This window comes from Paenibacillus sp. FSL R7-277, from assembly GCF_000517965.1.
Classification (GTDB): domain Bacteria; phylum Bacillota; class Bacilli; order Paenibacillales; family Paenibacillaceae; genus Paenibacillus_AQ; species Paenibacillus_AQ silagei.
The window spans coordinates 21,826-48,780 of the sequence record NZ_ASPX01000016.1; the positions used below are offsets into that span (position 1 = coordinate 21,826).

The 26,955-nt window shown below is 55.2% G+C and carries 19 protein-coding genes; 14 read left to right on the forward strand and 5 right to left on the reverse strand.

The window, feature by feature from the left end; genetic code table 11:
* Window position 1: 1 nt before the first annotated feature.
* Entirely contained in the window at window positions 2–595 is a 594-nt protein-coding gene (folE, locus tag C173_RS07620) for a GTP cyclohydrolase I FolE (protein WP_036723782.1), read from the forward strand.
* Window positions 596–1,509: 914 nt separating this feature from the next.
* Here the strand turns inward: folE and C173_RS07625 are convergent.
* Complete coding sequence (locus C173_RS07625; protein WP_036723783.1) at window positions 1,510–2,697, reverse strand: Fe-Mn family superoxide dismutase; 1,188 nt, start codon at window positions 2,695–2,697, stop codon at window positions 1,510–1,512.
* A 184-nt stretch (window positions 2,698–2,881) separates the two neighbouring features.
* Complete coding sequence (locus tag C173_RS07630) at window positions 2,882–3,880, reverse strand: alpha/beta hydrolase (RefSeq protein WP_051477903.1); 999 nt, start codon at window positions 3,878–3,880, stop codon at window positions 2,882–2,884.
* A 285-nt stretch (window positions 3,881–4,165) separates the two neighbouring features.
* Here C173_RS07630 and C173_RS07635 point away from each other — a divergent pair, with 285 nt between their 5' ends.
* From C173_RS07635 to C173_RS07650, 3 genes are all read left to right on the forward strand, one after another.
* The gene (locus C173_RS07635) at window positions 4,166–4,918 is read left to right on the forward strand and encodes an IclR family transcriptional regulator (protein ID WP_036723784.1); all 753 of its coding nucleotides are present in this window, start codon (window positions 4,166–4,168) and stop codon (window positions 4,916–4,918) included.
* A 192-nt stretch (window positions 4,919–5,110) separates the two neighbouring features.
* Window positions 5,111–7,303, forward strand: a complete 2,193-nt coding sequence (locus C173_RS35625; protein WP_442792619.1) for a response regulator transcription factor — start codon at window positions 5,111–5,113, stop codon at window positions 7,301–7,303.
* A gap of 779 nt (window positions 7,304–8,082) precedes the next feature.
* On the forward strand, window positions 8,083–9,102 hold the full coding sequence (locus tag C173_RS07650; RefSeq protein ID WP_036723789.1) for an ABC transporter substrate-binding protein: 1,020 nt from the start codon (window positions 8,083–8,085) through the stop codon (window positions 9,100–9,102).
* A gap of 94 nt (window positions 9,103–9,196) precedes the next feature.
* Here the strand turns inward: C173_RS07650 and acnA are convergent, their stop codons facing one another.
* On the reverse strand, window positions 9,197–11,941 hold the full coding sequence (gene acnA, locus C173_RS07655) for an aconitate hydratase AcnA (RefSeq protein WP_036723790.1): 2,745 nt from the start codon (window positions 11,939–11,941) through the stop codon (window positions 9,197–9,199).
* A gap of 309 nt (window positions 11,942–12,250) precedes the next feature.
* Between acnA and C173_RS07660 the strand changes: the two genes are divergently transcribed.
* The 8 genes from C173_RS07660 (at window position 12,251) to def (ending at window position 19,260) form a co-directional block, all read left to right on the forward strand.
* Window positions 12,251–13,279, forward strand: a complete 1,029-nt coding sequence (locus tag C173_RS07660) for an amidase domain-containing protein (RefSeq protein WP_036723791.1) — start codon at window positions 12,251–12,253, stop codon at window positions 13,277–13,279.
* A gap of 19 nt (window positions 13,280–13,298) precedes the next feature.
* Window positions 13,299–14,390, forward strand: a complete 1,092-nt coding sequence (locus C173_RS07665; protein WP_036723792.1) for a D-alanine--D-alanine ligase — start codon at window positions 13,299–13,301, stop codon at window positions 14,388–14,390.
* 47 nt (window positions 14,391–14,437) lie between these two features.
* Window positions 14,438–14,755, forward strand: a complete 318-nt coding sequence (locus tag C173_RS07670; protein WP_036723794.1) for a hypothetical protein — start codon at window positions 14,438–14,440, stop codon at window positions 14,753–14,755.
* Complete coding sequence (gene uvsE, locus C173_RS07675) at window positions 14,752–15,759, forward strand: UV DNA damage repair endonuclease UvsE (RefSeq protein ID WP_036723795.1); 1,008 nt, start codon at window positions 14,752–14,754, stop codon at window positions 15,757–15,759. The genes C173_RS07670 and uvsE overlap by 4 nt, the downstream gene beginning before the upstream one ends.
* A gap of 180 nt (window positions 15,760–15,939) precedes the next feature.
* Window positions 15,940–16,827: an inositol monophosphatase family protein gene (locus C173_RS07680; protein ID WP_036723796.1), complete on the forward strand. Its 888-nt coding sequence runs from the start codon at window positions 15,940–15,942 to the stop codon at window positions 16,825–16,827.
* Window positions 16,828–16,843: 16 nt separating this feature from the next.
* Window positions 16,844–17,134: a hypothetical protein gene (locus C173_RS07685; RefSeq protein WP_036723798.1), complete on the forward strand. Its 291-nt coding sequence runs from the start codon at window positions 16,844–16,846 to the stop codon at window positions 17,132–17,134.
* Window positions 17,135–17,299: 165 nt separating this feature from the next.
* Window positions 17,300–18,592: a stalk domain-containing protein gene (locus C173_RS07690; RefSeq protein WP_036723800.1), complete on the forward strand. Its 1,293-nt coding sequence runs from the start codon at window positions 17,300–17,302 to the stop codon at window positions 18,590–18,592.
* Between the two features lie 104 nt (window positions 18,593–18,696).
* Window positions 18,697–19,260, forward strand: a complete 564-nt coding sequence (gene def, locus C173_RS07695) for a peptide deformylase (protein ID WP_036723841.1) — start codon at window positions 18,697–18,699, stop codon at window positions 19,258–19,260.
* A 171-nt stretch (window positions 19,261–19,431) separates the two neighbouring features.
* Here the strand turns inward: def and C173_RS07700 are convergent, their stop codons facing one another.
* Together C173_RS07700 and C173_RS07705 are read right to left on the reverse strand one after the other, a co-directional pair.
* Window positions 19,432–20,748: a glutamate-1-semialdehyde 2,1-aminomutase gene (locus tag C173_RS07700; protein ID WP_036723801.1), complete on the reverse strand. Its 1,317-nt coding sequence runs from the start codon at window positions 20,746–20,748 to the stop codon at window positions 19,432–19,434.
* Between the two features lie 105 nt (window positions 20,749–20,853).
* The gene (locus C173_RS07705) at window positions 20,854–21,912 is read right to left on the reverse strand and encodes an LCP family protein (RefSeq protein ID WP_051477898.1); all 1,059 of its coding nucleotides are present in this window, start codon (window positions 21,910–21,912) and stop codon (window positions 20,854–20,856) included.
* Window positions 21,913–22,014: 102 nt separating this feature from the next.
* Between C173_RS07705 and bcp the strand changes: the two genes are divergently transcribed.
* Window positions 22,015–22,476, forward strand: a complete 462-nt coding sequence (gene bcp, locus C173_RS07710; protein ID WP_036723803.1) for a thioredoxin-dependent thiol peroxidase — start codon at window positions 22,015–22,017, stop codon at window positions 22,474–22,476.
* 120 nt (window positions 22,477–22,596) lie between these two features.
* On the forward strand, window positions 22,597–26,883 hold the full coding sequence (locus C173_RS07715) for a 2-hydroxyacyl-CoA dehydratase (protein WP_036723843.1): 4,287 nt from the start codon (window positions 22,597–22,599) through the stop codon (window positions 26,881–26,883).
* Window positions 26,884–26,955 lie beyond the last annotated feature (72 nt).

Consider the following 26,955-nt stretch of genomic DNA (forward strand, 5'->3'; position numbering starts at 1 on the left):
CATGGGGGGCATCAAGGAGTACAAGAACGGGAAGGTTTCTGTAAACCGTGAGCAGATTGAGTATCATGTAGAGAAGATTCTGGAATTAATCGGTGAGGATACGAGCCGTGAAGGCCTGCTGGAAACACCGGCCAGAGTGACCCGGATGTATGAAGAGATCTTCGGCGGTTATTCCGTTGACCCGCGTGAAGCGCTGGGCGTCACCTTCGACGAGTCTCATGAAGAGCTGGTCATTGTGAAGGATATTGTCTACTATAGCCAATGCGAGCATCACATGGCTCCATTCTTTGGCAAGGTGCATATCGGTTATGTGCCCAGCGGCCGCATTGCTGGACTCAGCAAGCTGGCCCGGCTCGTGGAAGCGGTCAGCCGCCGGTTACAGGTGCAGGAGCGCATCACAGCCCAGATCGCCGACATCATGACCGAGGTGCTGAATCCGCACGGTGTCATGGTTGTAGTCGAAGGGGAGCATCTGTGCATGTGTGCCCGGGGTGTGAAGAAGCCGGGCAGCAAGACGGTTACGATGGCGACCCGCGGCACCTTCCGTGAGGACGCTGCGGCAAGGGCCGAATTCCTGGCCTTGATCAAGGAATAAAGCCGGAGCCGGGAAGGATAAGCTTGCCGGACCGGCCCTGCAAGCGCAAAAGCCCGCCTGCCACTTCAACAGTGGCGGCGGGCTTTTGCGCGCGAAGGTGCGTGGCTCAAATGTATGCGAAAAACAACATACATTTGCTGGCACGCAGGCATGTGGCCCCAATGTATGCGGAAAATAGCATACATTTGCTAGCGCGCAGGCATATGGCCCGAATGTATGCGGAAAACAGCATACATTGTGCTCGCAAGCAGGCACACGGACCGAATGTATGTGAAAAACAGTATACATTTGCTAGCGCGCAGGCATGTGGCCCGAATGTATGCGGAAAACAGCATACATTTGCTAGCGCGCAGGCATGTGGCCCGAATGTATATGAAAAACAGCATACATTTGCTAGCGCGCAGGCATGTGGCCCGAATGTATGCGGAAAACAGCATACATTGTGCTCGCAAGCAGGCACACGGACCGAATGTATGTGAAAAACAGTATACATTTGTTAGCGCGCGGGCATGTGGCCCGAATGTATGCGGAAAACAGCATACATTATGCTCGCTAGCAGGCACACGGACCGAATGTATGTGAAAAACAGTATACATTGTCTCGCAAGCAGGCACACGGCCGGTATGTGTGTGAAGAACAGCATACATTGTGCTCGCGCGAAGGTGTGTGGCCTAATACCTCCACAGCTTCTAATAAATTTAGAGAAACTCTGCAAGAAGTGCAACAATGCTACTCCATACAAGCAGCCGGTGAGAGTGAACAACCTCAGAATTGGCCAGAGATACGCAGAGATACGCAGAACGCCGCCATGAGAGGGAGAAGTTCATCAGAACGTATGCGAAAGACGAATACAATGTGCCGCGCTGAAGGTGCGCGGGCTTGTTGTATGCGGAAAACGAATACACCACAGAGCCTCAGAAAGGTTGCCAGACCAGCTTGCGGGCAGCCCCGTAGCGCTCGGCGACATAAGGCCAGTTCACGACTCTCCACCAGTCCTGGATGTAATCTGCACGGTTGTTCTGATGCTTGAGGTAATAGGCATGCTCCCACACATCGAGCACCAGCAGCGGAACGACATCCCATTGGGACAGATTCTGATGCTTCTCAGCCGTCAGAATCTCCAGTCTGCGGCTGCGCGGGCTCCAGACCAGAATAGCCCATCCGCTGCCCTCGACTTTACCCGCGGCTTCAGTGAACTGGGCCTTGAAGGCATCATAGCTTCCGAAGCTGCGTTCTATAGCGTCCAGCAGGGCGCCGGAGGGGCGGCCGCCTCCTTGCGGGGACATGACATTCCAGAAGATCGTATGCAGATAGTGTCCGGCCCCATTGAAGGCAAGCTCCCGCTCCCAATGCTTAACCAGATCATAGTCACCACTCAGGCGCGCTTCCGCCAGCTTGTTCTCGGCCTTGTTCAGCCCGTCTACATAGCTCTGGTGATGCTTGTCGTGATGAATGATCATCGTCTTCTCGTCAATATACGGCTCCAGAGCATTATAGGCATAAGGCAGAGGGGGAAGCGTATGCCCGCCGATGGGAACCGAGCCTGCCTCGCGGGATTCCCATAACGGAACTGCGAAGCTTCCTGTTCCCTGGAGACTGTCTCCGCCTGCAGCAGGAGCGGGTGAAGGAGCGGGTTCAGCCTGTTCCGGCGGATTCATCCGCAGCATCCCGGGTCCGTAGTCCGCAGGAGCCAGAGCGGCCAGTACAGCGAGGAAGTATTCGGACTCCCGGATGAAGTGTAGCAGCGTGGTTCCCGCCAGGGGGAAGGCATTGACGGCGGCGCTGGCCTCCTTCATGGCCTTCAGGTGCCGGATGAATTCGGCGGACTGGTCGCAGGCGGTGTGCAGCAGCAGCCCGGCTTCGGCAGATGGACTCCCCGGACCGCCTGCGTCCGGTGCCTGGGGACTAGCGAGCAGCTGTTGCGCCGTCTGTTCTGTAGCCAGGAAGACAATGGCCCAGTCCTCCAGCAGCTTTACATAAGGCTCCTCCAGGCGTGGGATGATCTGGATCAGGACCTCGGCATGCTCCTTCTCCTGGTTTTTCCAGAAGGCAATCTCCCCTAGAATCTGTACTGGCGGCGGTGCAACGAATACATATGGCATGACATGCAGTCCTCCCGTCCTAAAGTTTCATCGGTTCATTATATGCCGGAGAGGGACAGCTTATGAGACTGGCCTGCGAGGGGAATTGCGGCGAATTGGAGGTCCTGTACCCCGCACAGTAAAAAGGCATGCACAGAATGTATCACAGGATACATCTGCACATGCCTTAGGTAACGATAAGATGCTATTTACTTGCGGTGGGGTTGCCTTGGCTCCCGCTGATCTGGGCCAGCTGCACATTCCCGAGAAAAGCGGATACCCGCCGCAGATACTCACGCGGGTGCTCGCGGAACAGCAGCTCATGATGGCTGTCCTCCACGATCCATGAATCCGAATACGGATTGCTCTGGTTCGCCGCCAGCTCCTCGGCAATCGGATAAGGTGCCTTATCATCCTTGGTGCCGTGCATGAACAGTACCGGGAACGGATAATCCTCCGATTTGACCTTGGAGTAAGGAATCTGATTCAGTCCTGTGCCGTTCAGCGCAGGGAAGAGCATCTCCATAATCTCCAGCGAAGGCTGGCGGGGAAGATTGATGTTCTGCTTGATGTTATGGTACAGGGTGTCCGGCTCCAGCAGGAAGGTGCTGTCCAGAATCATCGCGTCCACATCTTTGGTTACAAGTCCAGCCTGCAGGGCGGTGCCTGCGCCCATCGAGAAGCCCCAGACCACAATCTGGTCTGCCCCCTGCTCCTTGGCGAACTCAATGGCTCCGAGCAGCTGCTGGGATTCTTTTTTGCCGCCGGTTGCGATATCCCTGTCGGTCTTGGAGGCGAAGCCGTAGTCGAACATGACGACATTGAATCTCAGGCTGTGCGCGTAGTGGGCCAGATCATACATGGGAACCCAGCTCTCCTCGCGGTTCGCACCATAGCCGTGACTGAAAACAATAGTTTTGGTGGCTCCTTTGGAAGGAATATACCATCCCTCCATCATCCGGCTGCCGTCCTTGGCAGGGAAGCTGATATCCTCGTAGGCGAGCCCCTTGGCCTGATAAGGATTAGAGTAGAGCGGGGCTACGGTAGGATTCGAGAGTACCCAGGCGATATAGGCATGCAGGGCGATGAAGCAGAATACAAAGAAGAAGAATACGGATAACAGCAGGGCCACAATGATGTGCTTGACGCGTATCATCCGAAGTGGAATTAGTGGTGACGAAGCGGGCTTACCCTCGTTAGGCATACGGGAGACCGGCGCGCCGGGATGACTAGTTGCCAGATTCATAAGGTCCCCTCCTGGAAAGTTTCAAGATTCAGAGCATGAATAGTTCATATATTTAATCGTAAATTTATGCCCTTACAAAGTCAATGGAAATGGTTCTTTTGTAATGTAACTGTAAACTGCGGACGGCTGATTATGGATACGGAATCTGCTGGACTTTATTTAGGCTTTTGCACTAAGATAGGGATATCTTAATAATTATGTAACCGGGTTTCAATAGGTGAAACATGTGAAGGGGAGATCGGGGTGGAAGACCGGAAGCTGACTGTACGCGCCGTAGAACGTGCGCTGGATATATTACTGTGCTTCACTCAGGATAATGATGATTACGACCTTAGTCTGACGGAGATCTCTGCGAAAATCGGCCTGCATAAAAGCACAGTGCACCGCCTGCTGACCACACTGGAGGAGAAGGGCTTCCTGCAGCGGGATGAGGGGACGGACAAATACCGCCTGGGCATCCGCATCTGGGAGCTGTCCACACATCTCCCGACGCTGAACGAGCCGGCGGTGCTTCTGCTGCCCGCCATGGAGCGGCTGCGCGACCGCCTGGGAGAGACGGTCAGCCTGTATCTGCGCGACAATCTGGAGCGTGTGCGCATTCAGGCGGTGCAGAGCCGGCAGGCTATCCGCCGGGTAGCCCAGATCGGGGCAAGGCTGCCGCTCTCGGTAGGCGCATCAAGCAAGGTTCTGGCTGCTTACGCGCCGCCGGAAGTGCAGGTCCGGCTGCTGGCCGACCCCGCATGGCCGGACAGTGTAGACCGCAGCCAGTACCTGGAGCAGCTGAAGGAGATCACCCGCTGCGGCTATGCAACTAGCTTCGAGGAACGGGAGCCGGGAGCGGCAGCCGTGGCTGTGCCCATCGCCGGACGGGCCGGGGGCGTGGTAGCAGCGCTCTCGATGTCCGGCCCGGTCAGCCGTTTGTCGCGGGAGACTCTGGAGGAATATGCTGTCATTTTGGCTGAGGCTGCTGCTGAAATGGGCCTAATGATGGGCTGATCTGAGGCCTCCGGCAGCAGATTTATGAAGGAAAACTTTAGGACATACAGGCTATTCAGTCTTCGTCATTCATTGTATATCTAGTTAAAATGAACTATCATTAGTAATGATTAGCTAAATTAAGAGTGAAGAAATAATAGGAATCCAGGGGCACGAGGTGATGGGATGAAAGTGGCTATACCCGATTCACTGATGGGAGAAATTCAAGAGCTCCAGGATACGTTCGGCTCTGTTACGGGCCAGGCGCTTGTGCTTACGGATCAGGCTGGGAATGTGGTTACCCGCCCTACGCTTTCCGGAATATTCTATCAGAAGATGTTTAAATCTTTACAGGTCATAGAGCGTCCCTTCGAGCCTGCATTGCTCAGAATGGGCCCCTTATCATATCCTGCCGTACTTGAAGAGTGGGTCCCCGGACTGAAGTATGTGGTCAGTCCGCTGGTTCCAGACTATGGGCAGACGTACTATTTATGGTCCGGCTTATATATGGAAGAAGGTACCCGCGGGCTTGTGCTGCAGGCGTTCGAGGCCAAGATGCGGAAACACCCCGACTATGAGATGTTGAAGGATGTACTGGCCGTCATGCCTGAGCTTAGCCGGGAAGGCATCGTCAGCATCAGGGGGAAATTGAGTGTGCTCGGGAATGTGCTCTCCAAATTGCTGGCGGGGTGCGCAGTGAAGCCGCTGGAACAGAGACGCAGCCTGGTGATTACCCAGCTGTTATCCAATCTGGAGAGTGAGTTCCTGAAGATAGAGGTTGTGCTGCAACAGATGGCCGGTATGTTCTCTGATGCGGAGCTGTATGCCTTTGCCCAAGAGGAGGAGGCCGGACAGTTCAAGGTCAAATATTCTGCCGGCAAAGAAGCAGGACTTCTCATGAATGCCGGGTTCCAGCAGGGAGACGGCTTCCTGGGACAGGCAGTTCTGGGCAGGGAGCCCCGGCACTGGCAGGATATTGCCCAAGATCCGAGATCGTTATTCTTCACTCAGCGCGCAATGACGCAGCCGGAATATTTGTCATGCTATCCGCTGAGAATTCACAGCGGGAAGAGGGCATTGCTGCTTGCTGTAGGCTTTGGGAAGAGCCGTCCAATCCAGGATTATGCCCAGTATGAGCAGAATGTTGCTGCGCTCCTGGGCTTATCCGGACGGGGAGAGCAACTGGTGCAGCGCGAAGCCCTGCGCAGGGAAGCCACCCAGCGCTTGAAGGAGGCTGCCCGCCTGCTGCCGCAGGCCGCATCGACTCAGGAACTGGGCACTGTGCTGCTGGATATGGTAATGGGCATGCCGTTCTTCCCGTCATCGGTGCTCGTATTCTTCGAGGAGCAGCCGGGGGATACCCATTACGCCAAGGGGTGGAGGCCGGAGGAGATTGCGCCGTATGTCCAGGACCTCCAGTCCCGTTACTCCTCGCAGGCCTTTCTCTCTTCTGCGATCATTAACGGGGAGGCCGAGGGGCAGGTCTTGCTCGAATGTCCGTTGATTGCCGAGAAGGTATTCAAGGGCATTCTGTCTGTGGGCTTCAGACGCCGCAACGAAGCCGAGGAGTGGCTGTCCTTAACCGGCTGTCTCGCCAGTCTGGCGAGTACTTCGATCCGTCTGATCGAGAAGGAAGCCAGACATATGAAGCAGGCAGGGGTCTTCACCGGACAGACACTTCATTATCTCCGGCTCAGTAATCCCGAGCTGCACCGCTTATCGGCAGAGGCTTCTGCCATGGCGTATGAGCTTGCCCGTTATACAGGACTGCCGGAGCGGGAGTCAGAGCAGATGAGAACGGCTGCTCTGCTGGCTCCGTTCAGGCTGGATTTCCTGCAGGGCTACGGGTTCTACCCGGAGGAGCTTTCTTTGCTGAAGCAGGTGGACCAGTTTGCTTCGTTCTATTTTCAGATCAATAAGCCTTCGGTCTCTGTCACTGCCCAACTGCTCGCGCTGGTGCTTCATCATGCAGGCAAGGGCGCGGATAAGGAGCTGCTGGCGGACTCGGATCTGGAGTGGCTGGACCCCTCGCGCTTCAACCTGGATGATCATGTAGTCGGGGAGCTGTACAGTGAGCCGCGCACTACCTTCCAATCCTTCTTGCGCAGCCGCTCAGAAGCGATGTCCGCCAAAAGAGGCGTGTCGGCAGGGAAGCTGCTGAACAGTACGGCACTGAAGACGCCCAAGGAGGAATGGGGAATCTCGCCGCGCGAGGAGGAAGTGCTGGAGCTGATTATTCTGGGCAAGACGAACAAGGATATTGCCAGCGCCTTGTTTATCAGCGAGCATACCGTCAAGAATCATCTGAGCCGTATTTTTAATAAAATGGACGTAACAGACCGCTCACAGATCATAGCACTGGTCTACAAAAGAATATTCGATTCCGAGCGTATCGAGATGTCCTGAAAGCCCTCCTGGAGTCACGATTATTCATTTGCTTATGCCCATAACCTATCTTGCTACTTCTCGCTGAAACGAAGCCGTCCTTACTAAGGACGGTTTTTTTGGATATTACATTTTTATACTTTTATTTATTTACCATATTTCTACAGAAAACCAAACGCAATTGGACTGGACGCGCTGCGTAGGCCAGATGTATTCGAAAAACCGAACACAATTGGACTGGGAGTGCCGTGTAGGCCAGATGTAATCGAAAAACCGAACACAATTGGACTGGACGCGCCGCGTAGGCCGTGTGTTTATCGCAGTGCCAGACGTATTTTCACAGAAAAACCGAATACAATGGGTGCCGCTGCGCGGAGGGAATGGCCCCATGCATCACAGGCAGTAACATTTTAAGAGGAATCCTGCAAAAAGTGCAACAATACTGCCCCAAAGAAGCGTTCTATGCTGAAATCCTGCACGAAATGCAACAAATCCAGCGCTAACTAACTCTAAATACCGAAAATTCTGCAAAAGATGCAACAATGTATCACAGCCAGTAACATTTTTAGAGAAATCCTGCAAGATGTGCAACAATGCGGATCCAAGCAAGTGGTCGGTGAGAGAGAAAGCCCGGAATTGGCAAGGGATAGGCGGAGCACCGCCCGGATGGAAGAAACACTTCAAAACGTATGCGAAAACCGGCTACAAAAAAGTTCCCGGAGAGTTGTCAGCCTGCCTACTCTGTGATATATTACTAATGATAATGATTATCAATATCATATATACATAGGGGGATTATCTTGCGATACTCTAAACAAAGTCTTGTCCTGATTGTCTTTACTCTCGTCATGGCTGTCCTGCTGGCAGCCTGCGGTTCATCGGGTAATTCCGGCTCTGGCTCCGGGGCAGCAGCGAATGCTCCTGCACCTGCAGCTTCTGAAGCACCCTCTGCTGCTCCGGCTACTGATAAACCCTCCGCTGAAGCAGAGATGGTTACTTTCCAGGATAGCGCCGGTGAGGTTCAAGTGCCTAAGAATCCGCAGAGAATCGTGGATACTACAGCCTTTTATACAGGATATCTTCTGGCGCTGGGTGTGAAGCCGGTAGGAGTCATGCAAGGAGCCAAGGATAGTCCCTATCTTGCAGAAATGCTTGAAGGTGCAGAAGGGCTTGGTGATGATGTCACCCCGGAGAATATCCTGTCCCTGGACCCTGACCTGATTATTGTGTATACCGGCACAGAAGGCATCGATAAGCTGAAGGAAATTGCGCCTGTGGTACAGATTCAGTATGGCGCCAAGAATTATAAGGATCAGATGCTCGACTACGGCAAGCTGGTGAACAAGAATGATGAAGCTAAGGCCTGGATCGCCCAGTGGGAGGCCCGCATTGCTGAGCTGAAGCCGCAGGTACAGGCTGCTGTTGGCAATAAGACGGTATCTATCCTGAATCCATATGCCAAGGGGTTGTATGTCTTTGGGCATAACTATGGCCGGGGCGGTGAGATTCTGTATGGGGAGTTCGGGCTGAAGGCTCCCGCAGAAGCGCAGAAGGAGGCCATCGACAGCGGAACTGGCTGGGCTTCCATCTCCCTGGAGAAGCTGCCGGACTTTGCCGGAGACATTATCTTTACCTGCCCGTGGTCAGGGGATACTACAGACCCGAAGATTGTCTATGACAATCCGCTGTGGAAGGGGCTTCCGGCGGTCAAGGCAGGGAATGTATTCCAGTTGAACCCTGCTGCCGATACGTACAATGACCCGGTCTCTCTGGAGAAACAGCTGGATTTCATTACGACCAGCCTGCTGTCAGTCAAATAGGGCATTCCTGAAAAAGACAAAAAGCTGCGCCGGTATCAGACTGAAATCTGATACCGGCGCAGCTTGTATAATGATCTATCCTTATGAAGCCGAATTATTCTACCGGCTGAGCCGCTTCCGAAGCTGTAGCATCTGCCAGCATCTGGCGGAGGACTGTCTGCAGAATACCGCCATTGCGGTAGTAGTCGATGTCTACGGTACTATCGAGACGGGCAATGACCGGGAAGTCGAACTGGGTGCCATCTTCACGGGTAGCAGTGACTGTCAGCTCCTGTCCGGGAAGGACATGGTTGTCAAGACCGGTAATGTCGAAGGTCTCGCGTCCGGTCAGCCCCATGCTGCTCCAGCCATGGCCTTCCTGGAACTGCAGCGGCAACACGCCCATGCCGACGAGATTGCTGCGGTGAATCCGCTCGAAGCTCTCAGCGATGACGGCTTTGACTCCGAGGAGGAGTGTTCCCTTAGCAGCCCAGTCGCGGGAGCTGCCTGTGCCGTATTCTTTACCGGCGATAACGATCAGGTTCTGTCCGGCCGACTGGTACAGCATGGAGGCGTCATAGATCGACATGACCTCATCGCTCGGGAGGAAGGTGGTTACGCCGCCTTCTGTTCCAGGAGCCACTGCGTTGCGGATACGGATGTTAGCGAAGGTACCGCGCATCATCACCTCATGATTCCCGCGGCGCGAGCCGTAGGAGTTGAAGTCAGCGCGTTCCACGCCATGGCCGCGCAGATATTCTCCGGCTGGACCGGAAGTGGAGATATTCCCGGCTGGCGAGATATGGTCGGTAGTGACGGAATCGCCAAGCAGGGCAAGCACACGGGAGCTCTTGATGTCCTTAATGTCAGAGACACCGTCTGCCAGATGCTCGAAGAATGGCGGATTCTGAATGTAGGTAGAGTTGTTATCCCACTCATACAGCTCGCCTTCCGGTACCGGAATGTTATTCCAGCGTTCATTGGCTGTGAATACATTCTCGTATTTGCTACGGAACATTTCCGGACTGAGTGAGAGCGCTACGGCTTCGCGGATCTCGGCTGTAGTCGGCCAGATATCGGCCAGGAAGACAGGCTCACCCTGCGGGTCATAGCCCAGCGGCTCGGTCTTCAGGTCAATATTCACCGTGCCGGCCAGTGCGTAGGCGACAACCAGCGGCGGTGAAGCCAGATAGTTGGCTTTGACCTGGGCATGCACGCGGCCCTCGAAGTTACGGTTCCCGGATATTACGGCGGCAACCGTCATATCATGCTCTGTAATGGCTTCGCTGACTTCATCCGGCAACGGACCGGAGTTGCCGATACAGGTAGCGCAGCCGTAGCCGGCCAGGTAGAAGCCGAGCGCTTCTAGCGGCTTCAGCAGATCTGCCTTCTGCAGGTATTCCGTAACGACCAGCGATCCGGGAGTCAGGCTGCTTTTGACATAGCCCGGTTTGGTCAGCCCGCGTTCTACAGCCTTCTTGGCAAGCAGTCCTGCGCCCAGCATTACGCTCGGGTTAGAGGTGTTCGTACAGCTCGTGATGGCTGCAATGACTACCGCTCCTGTAGAGAGCTTGCTAGTGCTTCCGTTCTTGTGCTGAATCTCAACTTCTTCCGCAATCTTCTCGTCGCTGAGGCCATAGCCGCCCTTGTCGACAGGTGTACGGATAATGCCTTCGAAATTCTCCTTCATATGGGTAAGCTCTACCCGGTCCTGCGGACGCTTCGGTCCGGCCAGGCTGGGAACCACAGAAGCCAGATCCAGCTCAATGACATCGCTGAATGTCGGGTCCGGTGTCTCTGCGGTGCGGAACATACCCTGCGCCTTATAATAATCCCCTACCAGCTCTACCAGCTCATCCGGGCGTCCGGTGCTGCGCAGATAGGCCAGTGTCTCCTCATCTACTGGGAAGAAGCCGACGGTTGCGCCGTATTCAGGAGCCATGTTGGCTACTGTCGCCCGGTCTGCCAGACTGATGTTCGCCAGACCCGGACCGTAGAATTCGACGAACTTGCCGACCACGCCTTTCTTGCGCAGCATTTGGGTAACGGTAAGGGCCAGATCGGTAGCTGTAGCGCCTTCCATCAGACTGCCGGTCAGCTTGAAGCCAACGACATCCGGGGTAACGAAATACAGCGGCTGTCCAAGCATTCCTGCTTCAGCCTCAATTCCGCCGACGCCCCAGCCTACTACGCCAAGGCCGTTAATCATTGTAGTATGGGAGTCCGTGCCGACCAGGGAATCCGGGTAGACAACCGTCTCTCCGTCAATGGTCTTGGTGGCCGCAACAGAAGCCAGATACTCCAGGTTCACCTGATGCACAATTCCGGTTGCCGGAGGAACCGCACGGAAATTATTGAAGGCGGTCTGTGCCCAGCGCAGGAAGCGGTAGCGCTCCTCATTACGCTCAAATTCTACGTTCATATTATATTCAAGGGCATCGGCCGTTCCGAACGCATCCACCATAACCGAATGGTCAATAACAAGGTCAACCGGTACAAGCGGGTTGATCTTCTTCGGGTCTCCGCCCGCCTTCTTAACGGTATCGCGCATAGCGGCGAGATCCACAACTACAGGTACGCCGGTGAAATCCTGCAGGACAATCCGGGCAGGAATGAACGGGATTTCCTTATTGCGGTCAATGCCGCCGGACCAGTTGGCCAGCTGCTTGACATGTTCTTCAGTAATTGCCCGTCCGTCATATTGGCGGACAGCCGCTTCGAGTAAGACCTTAATGGAGAATGGCAGGGAGGAAATGTCGCCTGCACCTTGCTCCTCCAGAGCATTCAAATGATAGTAGCGATAAGTTTTGCCACCTGATTTCAGGTTCTTGGCCAATGAAAAATGGTCCTTGCTTGGCATATATGCGCCTCCTCGTTTCATCTGGTGAAACTACATTTCATAATTCCTATACTTTAAGTATAACGTTTACAATGGGGGGAGTAAAGTTTTTTTTGCTCCTTGATGTAAGGTATATTCAGGGTTTCCACGGATGCATAGAACCTCAGACTCCCTGACTTCCTTGCAGTTAAATCGCTCCCGCTTCCGTATAGGTGCGAGCAATCCTTCATATACATAGGACAGCAGCCATTGTGGCGGTGAAACCGTGAAGGAATATTCTTAGCTTACATCATATACATTCTTATCTGTGAACGAAAGGGCGGAGGATGAATGGAGCAGCAGTGGAAGAAAAGTCTCTATGTCTATGTGGACCAGCTGAACAAGGGGCGGGTTGCACCTGGCGCCGAACCGCGCCATACCACAATTAGGGACCCCCGGTTCCTGGACGAACAGCGCACGCGTTCCCGCCGGATCGCCCAGTGGTACACCCGCCGGGGCATTACTCCGCTGCGCGGGGAGACAGGGGTGCGGACGCTGCGGACCGTGCGGCAGAATCCTGCCGAGGTGGTCGCCGATGTGGCGCTGCACAGCGCCTTCTATTATGAGAAGGGCGGGATGACACATCGTGAGGATGTGGTGGAGTCGGAGCGACTGACCTTTGTACGTGAAAAAGACGGCTGGGAGATTGTGAACGTGGAGCGCCGTGTGCCTGAGCGGAATGGAGTGCGCAAGGTGGTGGAGAAAGATCCGGCTCTGCGGCTCTCGGAATGGGGGGAGGCTCTGCCCGATCCGCGTCCGTCCCAGCCGCTGCTGAACCGCCGTGTCCTGAAGGGCGCAAGCGGCGTAAGGGAGGTGCGGTACCGCAGGGAGGAGGCTGCAGCCTATGCCGACCTCTGGTGGAAGGAGGGGAATCCGGAGTTCGAGATTTTTGAGGTGGACTGCACGAATTATGTCTCCCAATGTCTCTTTGCAGGGGGAGCGCCTATCAACTATACTGGTAAAAGAGAAACGGGCTGGTGGTACAAGGGCTATAATGGAGCCCAGGAATGGTGGAGCTTCAGCTGGGCGGTCTCCGACAGCCTGCAGCGTTATCTGAGCGGGAGCCGTAGCAGCGGGCTGCGGGCGGAGATTGTCGAGCGGCCGGAGCAGCTTCAGCTGGGCGACATTATTCAGTATGACTGGGACGGCAACGGGCATTATCAGCACAGCACGATCGTTACCGCTTTTGATGCTGGCGGGCAGCCGCTGGTGAATGCGCGGACGGTTAGCAGCCGTCACCGCTTCTGGGATTACAAGGATTCCTACGCCTGGACGGACCGGACGGCATATCGTTTTTTTCATATCAATGACTATTTATAGATCAGAAAGAGGTTAGGGCATGGGGAACGCTAAAACTACCGTAGGATTGGTGTACGGCGGCAAATCCGGAGAGCATGAGGTATCGCTGCAGACGGCTTATGCGGTTATGAACGCTTTTGACTACGATAAATATGAGATTATTCCGTTCTATATCTCCAAGCAGGGGGTATGGAAGGTAGGTGCAGTGCTGGAGGCTCCCTTCCCCGCGATTGAGCAGCTTAAGCTCTCCGGGGTGGCTGGTGACATGGGTACAGCCCTGAATGCCTTGTTCAGCGGGCTCAGCGGAGGCGAGCAGGTAATAGACGTCATGTTCCCGCTGCTGCATGGTACGAACGGCGAGGATGGCACCATTCAGGGACTGTTCGAGATGGCGAATATCCCGTATATCGGCGCAGGGGTGCTGGCTTCATCGGCGGGTATGGATAAGGTCGTTATGAAAAAGCTGTTCGGCGAGGCGGGGCTGGAGCAATGTGATTACTGCTACTTCAATGCTGCGAACTGGAGACAGCGCAAGCACGAGCTGATTGTAGGTCTGGAGGATAAGCTGGGATATCCGGTATTCGTCAAGCCTGCCAACCTGGGCTCCAGCGTAGGAATCTCCAAGGCCACGGACAAGGAAAGTCTGATCAAGGCTGTGGATTATGCCTTCCGTTATGACACGAAGGTGATTATTGAGGAGTTCGTGGATGCGCGGGAAGTGGAGGTGGCGGTACTCGGCAATGAGGAGCCGGAGGCCTCGGTTCCGGGTGAAATCGTCTCTTCCGGTGAATATTATGATTATGCGGCCAAATACACGGACGGCAAATCACAGATGCTGATCCCGGCACCTGTCGATCCCGAGGTAGCGGACCACTTGCGCGAGTCGGCGATCTTGGCCTTCAAGGCTATTGAGGGCAGCGGAATTACCCGGGCTGACTTTTTCCTGCGGAAGTCTGACGGCAAGATTCTTATTAATGAAGTGAATACCATGCCAGGCTTCACCCCGTTCAGCATGTATCCTCTGCTGTGGCGTGAGACCGGTGTGTCCTATAAAGCGCTGCTGGACCGTATGATCGGGCTGGCACTGGAGCGTTACCGGTTCAGACAGGGCCTGAAGTACGATAATGAATAAACCACGTTGATCGGCGGGAGCATTCCGGCCGGGAAGGAGAGAGAAGCATGGGGTTTCAATCAGAATTCAATTCGGTGTGCAAGTTCAAGAATGAGCAGGAGCTGTACGAGCTGCTGGAGTACGGACGTACCAAGATGGTGAAGCAGGGCTTCCGTGTCTATCCGACCGGCCAGAAGGTGATCGCCTATACCCCGGAGAATGTAGCGGTGGCCATTGTCAAAATTTCTGCGTCGATTGCTGAAATCAATTTTCAGGGCAATGAGGTTACGGCGGTGGAAATGGATCTGGTCCGGAAGCTGAATGAGGAAGAGTCGCGCGTTCAGACGGCTCTTGCCTACGAGATGTTCTTCGGGGAAGAGGGATGATTGTCCGCTTCGGCTATGTTGCCATGTCTACGGTGATCCCTGACTGTTCTCCCTCCAAAACGATGACGATGGCAAGCTTCAACAAGCTGGGCGACCGGGAGGCGGGCCTTCGTAAGCTGGAATCCATCGCCCGGATGAATCTGCATAATACGCTCCGTCTGCTGAAGCATAATGTCGGATCGGATATTAAGGTCTACAGGCTCACCTCCAAGCTGGTTCCGCTGGCCACCCACCCTGATCTGGCGGACTGGAATCCGCTGGCTGCTCTTGCGGAGGAATTCGCTGAGGTGGGCAGCTATGTGAAGAAGCACGGGCTGCGCGTCAGCTTCCACCCGGATCACTTCACGGTGCTGAGTACGCCGCGGCCGGAGGTGCTTGCAAGCTCGATCCGTGATCTGCAGCATCATACCGACATGCTGGACGCGATGGGGCTGCCGGCGACGGCTAAGAGCAATATCCACATCGGCGGCGCTTACGGGGACAAGCCTCTGTCTGCGGAACGCTTCTGCGTACAATGCTCCGCGTTGCCGCTTGCGCTTAGAGAGCGGATGACGCTGGAGAACGACGACAAGACGTTCAACGCGGTAGAGACGCTGGAGGTTTGCCGCAGAATGGAGCTGCCGATGGTGCTGGATATCCATCACCAATGGGTCAACAATGAAGGTGAGCTTCCCTGGGAGCTGTGGCCGGAGATCCTGAAGACATGGACAAGCCCTCTGGCACTGAAGGATGTACCGCCCGGAGGGCAGCTGCCGCCGAAGATCCATGTGTCCAGCCCGCGCAGCCCGTCTGATCCGCGCAGCCATGCCGATGGGGTGGAGCCGGCACCGCTGGTTGCTTTTCTGAAGCGGATTGCTGCGGATACTCCCGCCGTAGATGTGATGATTGAGGCGAAGCTCAAGGATGGGGCTCTGTTCGGTCTGATGGAGGAGATGAAGGGACTGTCAGAAGGCGGGAATGGAATTATGGTACTAAACGGAGCGAGTGTGAATATAGAACCATAACTGGCAAAAAACTTGCCGGCCAGGCCCGTGAGCGGCACCAGTCATGACTTGATAAACCGGCCGAAATGAGGTACGTTGAAAGAAAGTTGAGCAGTCATGTTCTAAGGCAGAGAAAGGGTATCCTGCGGAAACAGCGGTCCCCGGGAGAACAATCATGCGCAAAGAAAGCGGAGTGAAGAGATGAGTCCTGTAAGTCCTGATAACCGAAATGAACGGCAGCCCTATGTAGTTACAAGCAAGGGACATACGGCGGCAGCCATCAATGCTGCGGCCAAAGCGGGGGAATGGATCAAGAGCAGACAAGGCCAGGTGAAGGAGCTGGGCAGTAAGACATCGGCCCAGGATCTGGTCACGGAGGTCGATAAGGGTGTGGAGCAGATGATCCGCCGGCTGATCCTGACCCATTATCCCGACCATGCCATCCTTGGCGAGGAGGGTGTTGAGCCTGGTGCGGAGGCACTGACGGCCGCGCTGGATGAAGCACGGGAGCATGAGTATCTGTGGATCGTCGATCCGATAGACGGCACGACTAATTTCGTGCACGGCTTCCCGTTCTATTGTGTATCGATTGCTCTGGTTGTTAAGGGAGAGCTTACGGTAGGCGTGATCTATGATCCGATCCGGGACGAGATGTTCGTGGCCGAGAAGGGGAAGGGCGCATACATGCACGGGATTCCCACGAAGGTATCGGCTGAGACTCTGCCGGGTAACAGCCTGATAGCCATGGGCTTCCCGCCGGACCGCGTGGTGGCCCAGCCGGCGAATATGGCCGGGCTGCAGCAGATTATGCCGCAGGTCCGCGGCATTCGTGCCGGAGGATCGGCGGCACTGCATCTGGCTTATGTTGCTGCCGGACGAGTGGACGGGTATTGGGAGGTTGGACTGAGCCCTTGGGACTGCGCAGCGGGGGTGCTGCTGGTGCTGGAATCCGGCGGCAAGGTCACGAATACGCTGGGTGATCCCTACGATATCGGCACACGCCATGTAGTCGCAAGCAATGGACGAATTCATGATTATCTGGTTACGTCCCTGCAGGCCGCAGATGCTACAGGCTTCAAGAAGCAGTAGGAGGGCTTACACCGTTATGAATGAGAATGAAGATCTGGAGCGGAGGCTAAGCGAGCTTCTGGAGGACGGCGAGATGGAGCAGGCGGACCGGCAGGCCAAGGAGATCCGTCAGATTTCGCCCAAGTATGAGATCCGCATACAGACTACACTTGACCCCATAGTCGAAGAGACGCTTCGTTACCGCAAAATCGCCTATGAGCTGGATGACCGGTATGATAAATATGTGAAGCGCTCAGACCAGGCAAGCGGTCCGCCCAGCACTAGCGAACCGAAGAAATCTTCAGAATCCGGCAGCGGAGAGCGATAAGCTGCTGTTATCCACAGGAGCGGTTTTCCGAATTATCGGGAGACCGCTCTTTTGTGCAAAGATCAGCTGTTGAAACGTTATCTGCTATAAAAAGACGGCAAAGCTGTTTCCACAGGAGCTGGGCGGGATGTTAGAATAGAATTATACTAATTTAGGAGGAATACGATGCTGAAGACATGGAGAAGGTTAATATCAGCTTCTGCTAGCGGACTGCTGTTGTTCACCGTATTAATCAATGTGCATGCAGGTCCGGCGGTTGCCGCTGCAGCAGCCGTGGCGCAAGGAACGGAGCAGGATGTCTTTCGCATCGTGGCACTTGGAGATTCTATTACTGCCGGGTATGAGCCGGGGATGACTGATCCCTCCGTGAAGCCGTACGGATACGCTGAGCGATTACTGGAGCAGGGCTGGTACCACGGCAGAAGTGAGCTTAAGAATTATGGCATTTTGGGCCTTAAGACAGCGGGACTCCTTCAATATACCGGAGCGATTAAGGACAGCGCGGTAATTACGCCGGAGGCCATTCAGCCGGGGCTGTCTGATCCGCGTACCTTGCAATTTGCTGCGCTGGCCCCGCAGATTAGAACGGAGCTCGCTGCGGCGGATCTGATTACCATTACCATCGGCGGTAATGATGTCAGCAGTCTGTTCTTGAATTACAAGACGCTGACCGATGCCGATTTCGCTTCCCAGCTTGCGGAGCGTCTGACGGAATACAGCAGTAATGTAACAGCGCTGCTGAAGAATATCCGGGAAGTGAATCCGCAGGCAACCATTCTGCTGGCCGACCAGTATCAGCCTGCTCCAAAAATCGCCCTGGGGGCTTCGTATGACAAGCTGATGAATGCGGCTGCACAGTTCACCATCGCGGCTGAGAATATCGCGGCTACCCTGAACCAGGCAGGCGCTCCGCTTAAGGTAGCTCATGTAGCCGCAAAGTTCGCCGGGGTAGAGGGATCGCTAACTCATATCATCGGAGCCGGGGCGGCAGACTTCCATCCTACGCAGCTTGGATATGAACGGATTGCCACTGTATTCGCTGAAATGCAATGGGGGGAATACCGTACGCCGGCAGTAACGGCGATGGCTTCGGAGACAGCGCCGATGTCCATCGTGGTGAAGGGGAAGGAACTGAATACGCCCAATAAGCCCATTTTGAAGAACGGGCAGAACTTTCTGGCGCTGAAGGATATTCTGAATGCAGTGGGTGCGGATGGCAAATGGGATAACAAAACCTCCAGTGCGACTGTAATTTACGGAGGAAGAACGGTGGTTATTACGATCGGCTCGAAGACCATTAAGGTGAACGGTGCGGATGTAGCGATTGATACTCCAGCTTTTCTGCATAAGGTTGGCAAAGAGGATAAAACCTATCTTCCGCTCGCCGCACTCGCTACCGGACTGGGCTTCGATGTGAATTACAGCAGCAAGCTGCGGACAGCTTTCATTAATCCTTAATCGCGCATAATCTAACCATAGCATCATCAAATCAGTCCCGTAGTGGAAAAGGTGGATGAACCCAGTTGTCTAGTACAAAGTATAATGCTGATTACATCATCACGATGGAGGATATCATACGGGAAGGCGACCCTGTCCTGCGTACGGTAGCGGAACCCGTACAGCTGCCGCTGCAGGCAGAAGACCGTGGTGTACTGCAGAGCATGATGCAGTTCCTGAAGAACAGTCAGGATGCCGAAATGTCTGCCAAGTATAAGCTGCGTTCAGGGGTAGGCTTATCCGCTAACCAGATCGGAATATCGAAGCGGATGTTTGTCATGTTTTTGAAGGACGATAATGGCAAGAATGTGGAATATACCTGGGTGAATCCCAAGATTATCAGCCATTCATTGGCGATGGTCTATCTGCCGGAGAGCGAGGGCTGTCTGTCTGTGGACCGGCCGGTGCACGGCTTCGTACCGCGTTATGAGTCTGTGAAGGTTAGGGGCTTCGATCTGAACGGCGAGGTGGTAACCCAGAAATTCAAAGGCTATCAGGCGATCATCATCCAGCATGAGATGGATCACCTGGACGGAACGATGTTCTATGACCGGATCAATCCGCAAAACCCGTTCAAGCTTCCGCAGGATGTGGAGATCCGCAGCCTGTATGAGCAGAAGGGCAAGTAGCGGCGGATATGAATTTGATGGACGTACGGCTGGTGACCCCGCTCGCGGTGGCAGCGTTGTTCATGTATGGACGGTACTCACATTGATCTTAATCTTACGTAAACAAAACAAAGGCTGTCCCAGGAAGTCATTATCTGACTCTTGGGACAGCCTATTCTTATAGTTGGGCGATTACTTCTCCGCCGCCATAGCTGCGAATGAAGCCTCTGCCGCCTCCAGGGTGAGGTCGATGTCGGCATCCGTGTGGGCTGTGGTCAGGAACCACGCCTCATATTTGGACGGGGCCAGGTTGATGCCCCGGCTCAGCATATGCCGGAAGAAGCTGGCGAACAGTTCACCATCGGTATCCTGCGCTTCTTCATAATTCGTAATGGGATGGCTGCAAAAATGTGTGGAGAATGCACCACGAATTCGGTTGATGGTTAGTGGAATACCGTGACGGTCAGCGGACGCCTGAAGTCCTTCGGTCAGGCGGATGGCCAGCCGCTCCATCTCGTCATAGACGCCTTCCGCGCTAAGCACCTCCAGGCAGGCGATCCCTGCCGAGATCGAGGCGGGGTTACCGGCCATCGTGCCGGCCTGATAAGCAGGACCGAGCGGAGCGACCTGCTCCATGACATGCTTGCGGCCGCCGTAAGCGCCAATAGGCAGCCCGCCGCCGATGATTTTGCCAAGGGCAGTCAGATCGGGAATGATCTCCTCATGATTCGCCAGACCGGCATAGGTCTGTGTGGAGCCGTAGTGGAAACGGAAGGCGGTAATGACTTCATCATAGATAACCAGGGAGCCGTTCTCGTGCGTCAGCTTGCATAAGCCTTCCAGGAAGCCTGGCTCCGGCATAACCATACCGAAGTTGCCGACAATCGGCTCGACCATAACAGCAGCCACATCCTGGCCCCATTTCTCTAATGCTTCACGCAGGGCATCCAGATCATTGAAGGGAACGGTGATGACCTCTTGGGCGATACTGGCCGGAACGCCTGCGCTGTCAGGGATGCCCAGCGTCGATGGACCTGAACCTGCGGCTACAAGCACAAGGTCAGAGTGGCCGTGATAACAGCCGGCGAATTTGATGATTTTGCTGCGCTTCGTGTAGGCGCGGGCGACGCGGATGGTCGTCATGACGGCTTCTGTACCGGAGTTGACGAAGCGTACCTTGTCCATCGAGGGAATAGCTTCCTTCAGCATCTTAGCCAGCTTGATCTCAAGCCGGGTTGGCGTTCCGTAGAGCAGTCCGTTCTGTGCGGCCTCAGTAAGAGCGGCGGTGATATGCGGGTGGGCATGTCCGGTAATGATCGGGCCATAGGCGGCCAGATAATCAATATATTCATTGCCGTCCTCATCCCAAAAGCGTGAGCCTCCGGCGCGTTTCATGAAGACAGGGGCGCCTCCGCCCACGGCCTTGAAGGAGCGGGAGGGGCTGTTCACGCCTCCGACAATATGCTGGAGAGCTTCCTCGTATAACTGTTCTGATGTGCTGCGGTTCATAGCTAATGTTCCTTTCTTCTTGGCTTGCGCTCATGGGAAAGGGCGAACCGCGTCTGATTCCCGCTGTCCGCCCGCCCCGTGTGCCAAGCATGGTTATATTGGATGTTACTTTGTTCCCGGTGATGTGGAAGGGCTGCTGCCCGGTGAAGCCTCTGCTCCAGGAGTTGGCGATGGTTCGGGTGCAGTGAGCGTATCCTCTACGAACTGCTTCAGCGCCCGCTCGCTGCTGAACCCGATCACCTGGGAGCCGTCCTTGAGGGTCTTCTCCCGGATCAGATTCATCGGCGGAATCTGCGCGCTGCCGCCCATAGAGCTGTCATAGCCTACAGCGCCGAGCTTCCACATGTCGCTAATATCAAGATTCGTGTCAATATAAGGTGTAACCTCACCAAGAATGGTCGGCAGCTTGATAATGGAGGTGGTGCTGATCACCTTATCTGCTACAGCCTTAAGGAAGCCGCGCTGGCGCTCTGTCCGGGTGAAATCGGAGGTCGCGTCATGACGGAAGCGCACATACTGCAGAGCCATTTTGCCATCCAGGTGCTGGAAGCCCTTCTTGAGATCGATATCGAACTCAGGCCCGTCCGCCTTGGTGGTATAACGCATATCCTTCTCGACCTCATAATCCACACCGCCTACAGCATCCACCAGCTTCATGAAGCCCTGGAAATCGGTATAGACATAATATTGAATCGGGATACCGAGCAGGTCGCTGACCGTCTGCATCGCCGTGTTGGGTCCATAGGTAATGGCGGCATTGATCCGCTGTGAACCGTGGTCAGGGATGTCAACATAAGTGTCACGAAGAATGGAAAAGACATAGAACTTCTTCTTCACCGGATCAAGTGAGGCGACCAGCATAGTGTCGGAACGCGGCACCTCGCCCTTCTTCACCCCGCGCGCATCCACGCCCATGAGCAGGATATTGACCGGCTCTGTGCCTTCCCATACAGGGGGCTTAACCGCCTCCGCCGAGGCTGTGGGAACATTGGCGAACGGAGAATCTTCACCTGTCTTGTGGAGGTTATCGAGCTGATTGTAAATTGCAGTGAAATAGTAAACCAGACCTCCGATGATTAAAAGGAGTATGATTGCCAGAGTCCAGAGCAGCGTTTTCTTCTTTGACTTGCCGGCTTTGGCGTGCCGGTTCTTTCTTGGTGGCATTTCGTTCGTCCTTTCCAGTTCACATTCTCTACATTATAATTTCTTTTGGGAAGACACGCAATTTCAGAAATCAACAACCACATTAAGAGGAGTGAATAATAAATGAATATCACAGTAGGTGACAAGGTTCCGGACTTCACACTCCCTGCCTCAACAGGGGGCAATATCAGCTTAAATGATTACCGCGGCAGGAAGGTGCTGCTCTATTTCTATCCTAAGGACAGTACCCCGGCCTGCACCCAGGAGGCCTGCGATTTCCGTGATGCCCACGATACGATTGCCGCGAATGGGGCGGTTGTTCTTGGAATCAGTGCCGATCCGCTGGCCTCACACAGCAAATTTATTGCGAAGAATAGCCTGCCCTTTCCGTTATTATCCGATGAGGAGCATAAGGTGAGCGAATTGTTCGGGGTATGGCAGCTTAAGAAGCTCTACGGCAAGGAATTCATGGGGATTGTGCGCTCTACTTTTCTGATTGATGAGGAAGGAATTCTGAGAGCGGAGTGGCGAAAAGTCAGAGTGAAGGGCCATGTGGAGGCCGCATTAGAACAAATCGTGAAATAATTAAGTATGCTGGTAATTAATTGTATTTGTCTGTTACTTTTCTAACAGCTATAGTCAGGCTCACTCGTGATATAGTTGCCTCATATTACTTCAAATTTGGAGCAAGGTATGGGGGATGGCATGAAGAGACTGCGTATTGGGCTTGACGTCGGATCAACTACAGCCAAATTGGTGGTTATGGAACGGGATATCATTATATATCAGGATTATGTGCGTCATTTCAGTGATATAAAAAAGGCGGCAGTTACCCTGCTGTCAGAGGTGCAGCAGAGGTTCACAGGTAGTGAAGCGGCGCTCACCGTAAGCGGCTCCTCCGGGTTGTCCCTGTCCAAGCTCGGGGAGATTCCGTTTGTCCAGGAGGTCATTGCCTGCACGAGGGCGATCAGCGGACGGATTCCAGAATGTGATACCGCGATTGAGCTGGGCGGAGAGGATGCCAAAATCATCTACCTCAGCGGCGGCATTGAGCAGCGGATGAACACAGCCTGCGCAGGCGGTACAGGGGCATTCATCGATCAGATGGCCTCTCTGCTGCAGACGGACCCTGCGGGTCTGAATGCGCTTGCGGTGAAGCATGAGCGGATCTATCCCATCGCTTCGCGCTGCGGGGTATTTGCCAAGAGCGATGTGCAGCCGCTGCTGAATGAAGGGGCGCGGCGTGAGGATGTGGCGGCCTCGATCTTCCAGAGCATCGTGAACCAGACGATCAGCGGCTTGGCCTGCGGACGTCCGATCCGTGGGCGTGTTGCTTTTCTCGGGGGACCGTTGACCTTCCTGTCCGCTCTGCGGGACCGGTTCACGGAGACGCTTGGACTGAAGGAGGAGGAGGTGCTGTTCCCGGAGCACTCGCAATACTTCGTCGCCATCGGTTCGGCGCTTGCCGGGTCAGATCCCGTATTCCTGCCGCTCAGCGGCTGGATCGCCCGGATCATGGCTGTAGACTTCTCGCAGGACCGCGCGGAGGATGCAGAGCTGGCGCCGCTGTTCAGAGCGCCGGATGATCTGGCACAGTTCAGACTTCGTCACAGTCAGGCTACGGCACCGCGTTCCGCGCTGGCTGCCTACCGGGGGCCGGTCTTTCTGGGCATTGATGCCGGCTCTACCACGACCAAGCTGGTGGTTACCGGAGCGGCGGATGAGATTCTGCATACCTTTTACGGGAGCAATGGAGGCAATCCTCTGCAGTCGGTTACGGACGCGCTGAAGGAGCTCTACCGGATTCTGCCCTCAGGCTGCTACATTGCGGGAGCTTACGCAACCGGTTATGGAGAGGGTCTGGTTAAGGCGGCGCTGCGGATGGATGGCGGAGAAGTAGAGACGGTGGCCCATTACAAGGCAGCCTCCCGGTTCATGCCGGAGGTCGACTTCATCCTCGATATCGGCGGACAGGACATGAAGTGCATCAAGATCCGCGGGGGAGCGATCGACAGCCTGATGCTTAATGAGGCCTGCTCGGCGGGCTGCGGCTCCTTCCTGGAGAGCTTCGCTTCCGCACTGGAGCTTGGCATAGAGGAGTTCGCCGCTGCGGCACTCGAATCGAAGGGACCGGTGAATCTCGGCTCACGCTGTACTGTATTCATGAATTCCAAGGTGAAGCAGGTCCAGAAGGAAGGGGCTTCCCTTGCTGATCTCTCGGCCGGGCTGGCCTATTCCGTGGTGAAGAATGCGCTGCAAAAGGTGATCAAGATCCGTAATCCCGAGGATTTGGGCCGGAATATTATCGTCCAGGGCGGCACCTTCTACAATGAAGCCGTCCTGCGGGCTTTTGAGCTGCTGACCGGAAGAACGGTAGTCAGACCTGATATCGCCGGCGTGATGGGCGCTTACGGCTGTGCGCTGATGGCCAGAGAACAGGCTGCGCCGGAAGGAATCAGCACGATTCTCGGACCGGAGGAGCTGGAGGGCTTCCAGTATTCAGTCGCTCCAGGCCGCTGCAGCCGCTGTGCCAACAACTGTGCGCTGACCATCAGCCGGTTCCCGGACAAGAGCTTCCATGTGACGGGGAACCGCTGTGAACGCGGCGCAGGCGGCAAGAAAGAGAAGAACACGCTGCCGAACCTGATGCAATATAAATATGAGCGGTTCTTCGCGTATGAGGGCCTGCCTGAAGTGGCAGCGCTCCGGGGAACGGTTGGACTTCCTCGCACAATGAATATGTTCGAGAATTACCCGTTCTGGCATACCTTTTTCACCTCGCTGCGCTACCGGACCGTGCTGTCTCCGAAGTCTAGTAAGAAGCTGTATGAGAGCGGAATGGATACCATTCCTTCGGAATCCATCTGCTATCCGGCCAAAATGGCCCACGGGCATGTACAGCAGCTGATCGGCCAAGGCGTGGACTTCATCTTTTACCCGGCGGTGGTGTATGAGAAGAAGGAGGATGATGCGGCGCAGAATCACTTCAACTGCCCGGTGGTTGCCTCCTACCCCGAGGTGATCCGCAATAATATGGACGGCCTGAAGGAGCAGGGGGTTCCGCTGGTCAGCCCGTTCCTGACCTTCGACGATATTCCGGCGCTGACCCGGGTGCTGGCGCGAACCTTCGCCGAGGTGCCTAAGGAGGAGATTGCGTCTGCTGTCCAGGCAGGACTGGCGGAAGCGGAGCAGGCGAAGAACGATGTGCGTACCAAGGGCGAGGAGACGTTGGTCTTCCTCTCAGAGACAGGCACGAAGGGAATTCTGCTCTGCGGGCATCCGTATCATGCCGACCCTGAGATCAACCACGGGATTGCCGATATGATTACCGGTATGGGGCTTGCGGTGCTGACCGAGGATTCGATCTGCCATCTGGACCGCAGCGAAGGGGATGTTGGCGTAGTGAACCAGTGGACCTACCATGCGCGGATGTACCGTGCGGCCCGGCTGGCAGCGGGAAGAAGTGATCTGGAGCTGGTCCAGCTCACCTCCTTCGGCTGCGGGATCGATGCGATTACCTGCGATGCGGTTCAGGAGATTATGGAGCGTCACAACAAGGTCTATACGCTCATCAAAATCGATGAAATCAGCAATCTCGGAGCCGCGCGGATTCGCCTGCGTTCGCTCCAGGCCGCAATGCGTGAGCGCGAGAGAGGTGAGGTTAAGCCGCAGCTGCTCTACAAGCCGCAAGCCAATGTGCCGTTCACCAAAGAAATGAAGGATACCTATACCATCCTTGCCCCGCAGATGTCGCCGATTCATTTCGAACTGTTCGAACGGGTCTTCCAGGATGCGGGCTACCGGCTGAAAATTCTGGAATCGACCGGTCCGCAGGAGACGGAGGAAGGCCTCCGGTACGTCAACAATGATGCCTGTTATCCGGCGATTGTAACGATCGGGCAGATGCTGTCGGCACTGAAGAGCGGCGATTATGACCCGGACCGGACGGCTGTAATCATGTCGCAGACCGGCGGCGGCTGCCGGGCGACGAACTACATCTCTCTGCTGCGCAAGGCGCTGAAGGATGCCGATCTGGGGCAGATCCCGGTGATCTCCCTGAATGCCTCCGGGATGGAGAACCAGCCGGGCTTCCGCATCAGCCTGAAGCTGGCGAACCGCCTGATCGCCGCAGCCTGCTACGGAGATCTGATGATGCGCCTGCTGCACCGCTTCAGACCGTATGAAGCGGTGCCGGGAAGCACAGAGGCCTTATTCCGCCAAGGAATGGGACGCTGCAAGGGCAGCCTGTCGAACTTCTCGTTCCGTGAATACAAGCGTCTGACCCGTGAGATTGTTGCCGGGTTCTCGCGGCTGCCAGTTATCTCAGCGGATAAGCCCAAGGTGGGCATTGTCGGGGAGATTCTGATCAAGTTCCATCCGGATGCCAACAATCATATCATCGACATGATAGAGGCGGAGGGCGGAGAGGCCGTGATGCCTGATTTCCTGGACTTTATTTTCTATTGTGTCTACAATCCGATCTACAAGGCCGAGCAATTCGGCAAAAGCAAGCGGCTGGGCTATATCAATCCCATGCTGATCTCCTATCTCGAAATCTACCGCAAGCCGGTCAAGGTAGCGCTGGAGCAGGCTGGACTATCCAAAGGCCGGGAGAATATCTACGGTCTGGCCGAGAAGGCAAGCCGCCTCGTGTCGGTAGGCAACCAGATGGGCGAAGGCTGGTTCCTGACGGCGGAGATGATGGATCTGCTGGATAACGGCGTGAACAATATTGCCTGCATTCAGCCGTTTGCCTGCCTGCCGAACCATATTACCGGGCGCGGGATGATTAAAGGGCTTAAGGATCTATATCCTGGTGCGAACATCGTCGCCATTGATTATGATGCCGGAGTCAGCGTGGTCAATCAGGCCAACCGGATCAAGCTGATGATGTCGATTGCCAGCGGCCTCGCCGCCGGTACCCAGCCGTCAGCGGACGATCTGGCACAGCTGGTGCCAGTCATGGCCGGTAGTGTGGGATGTCAGGGGTAGAGCAAGCTGCCTGCGGATAAGCAGCGGTTGAATAGATGAAGAGCGGACCGGAGGAAACTCCGGTCCGCTTGT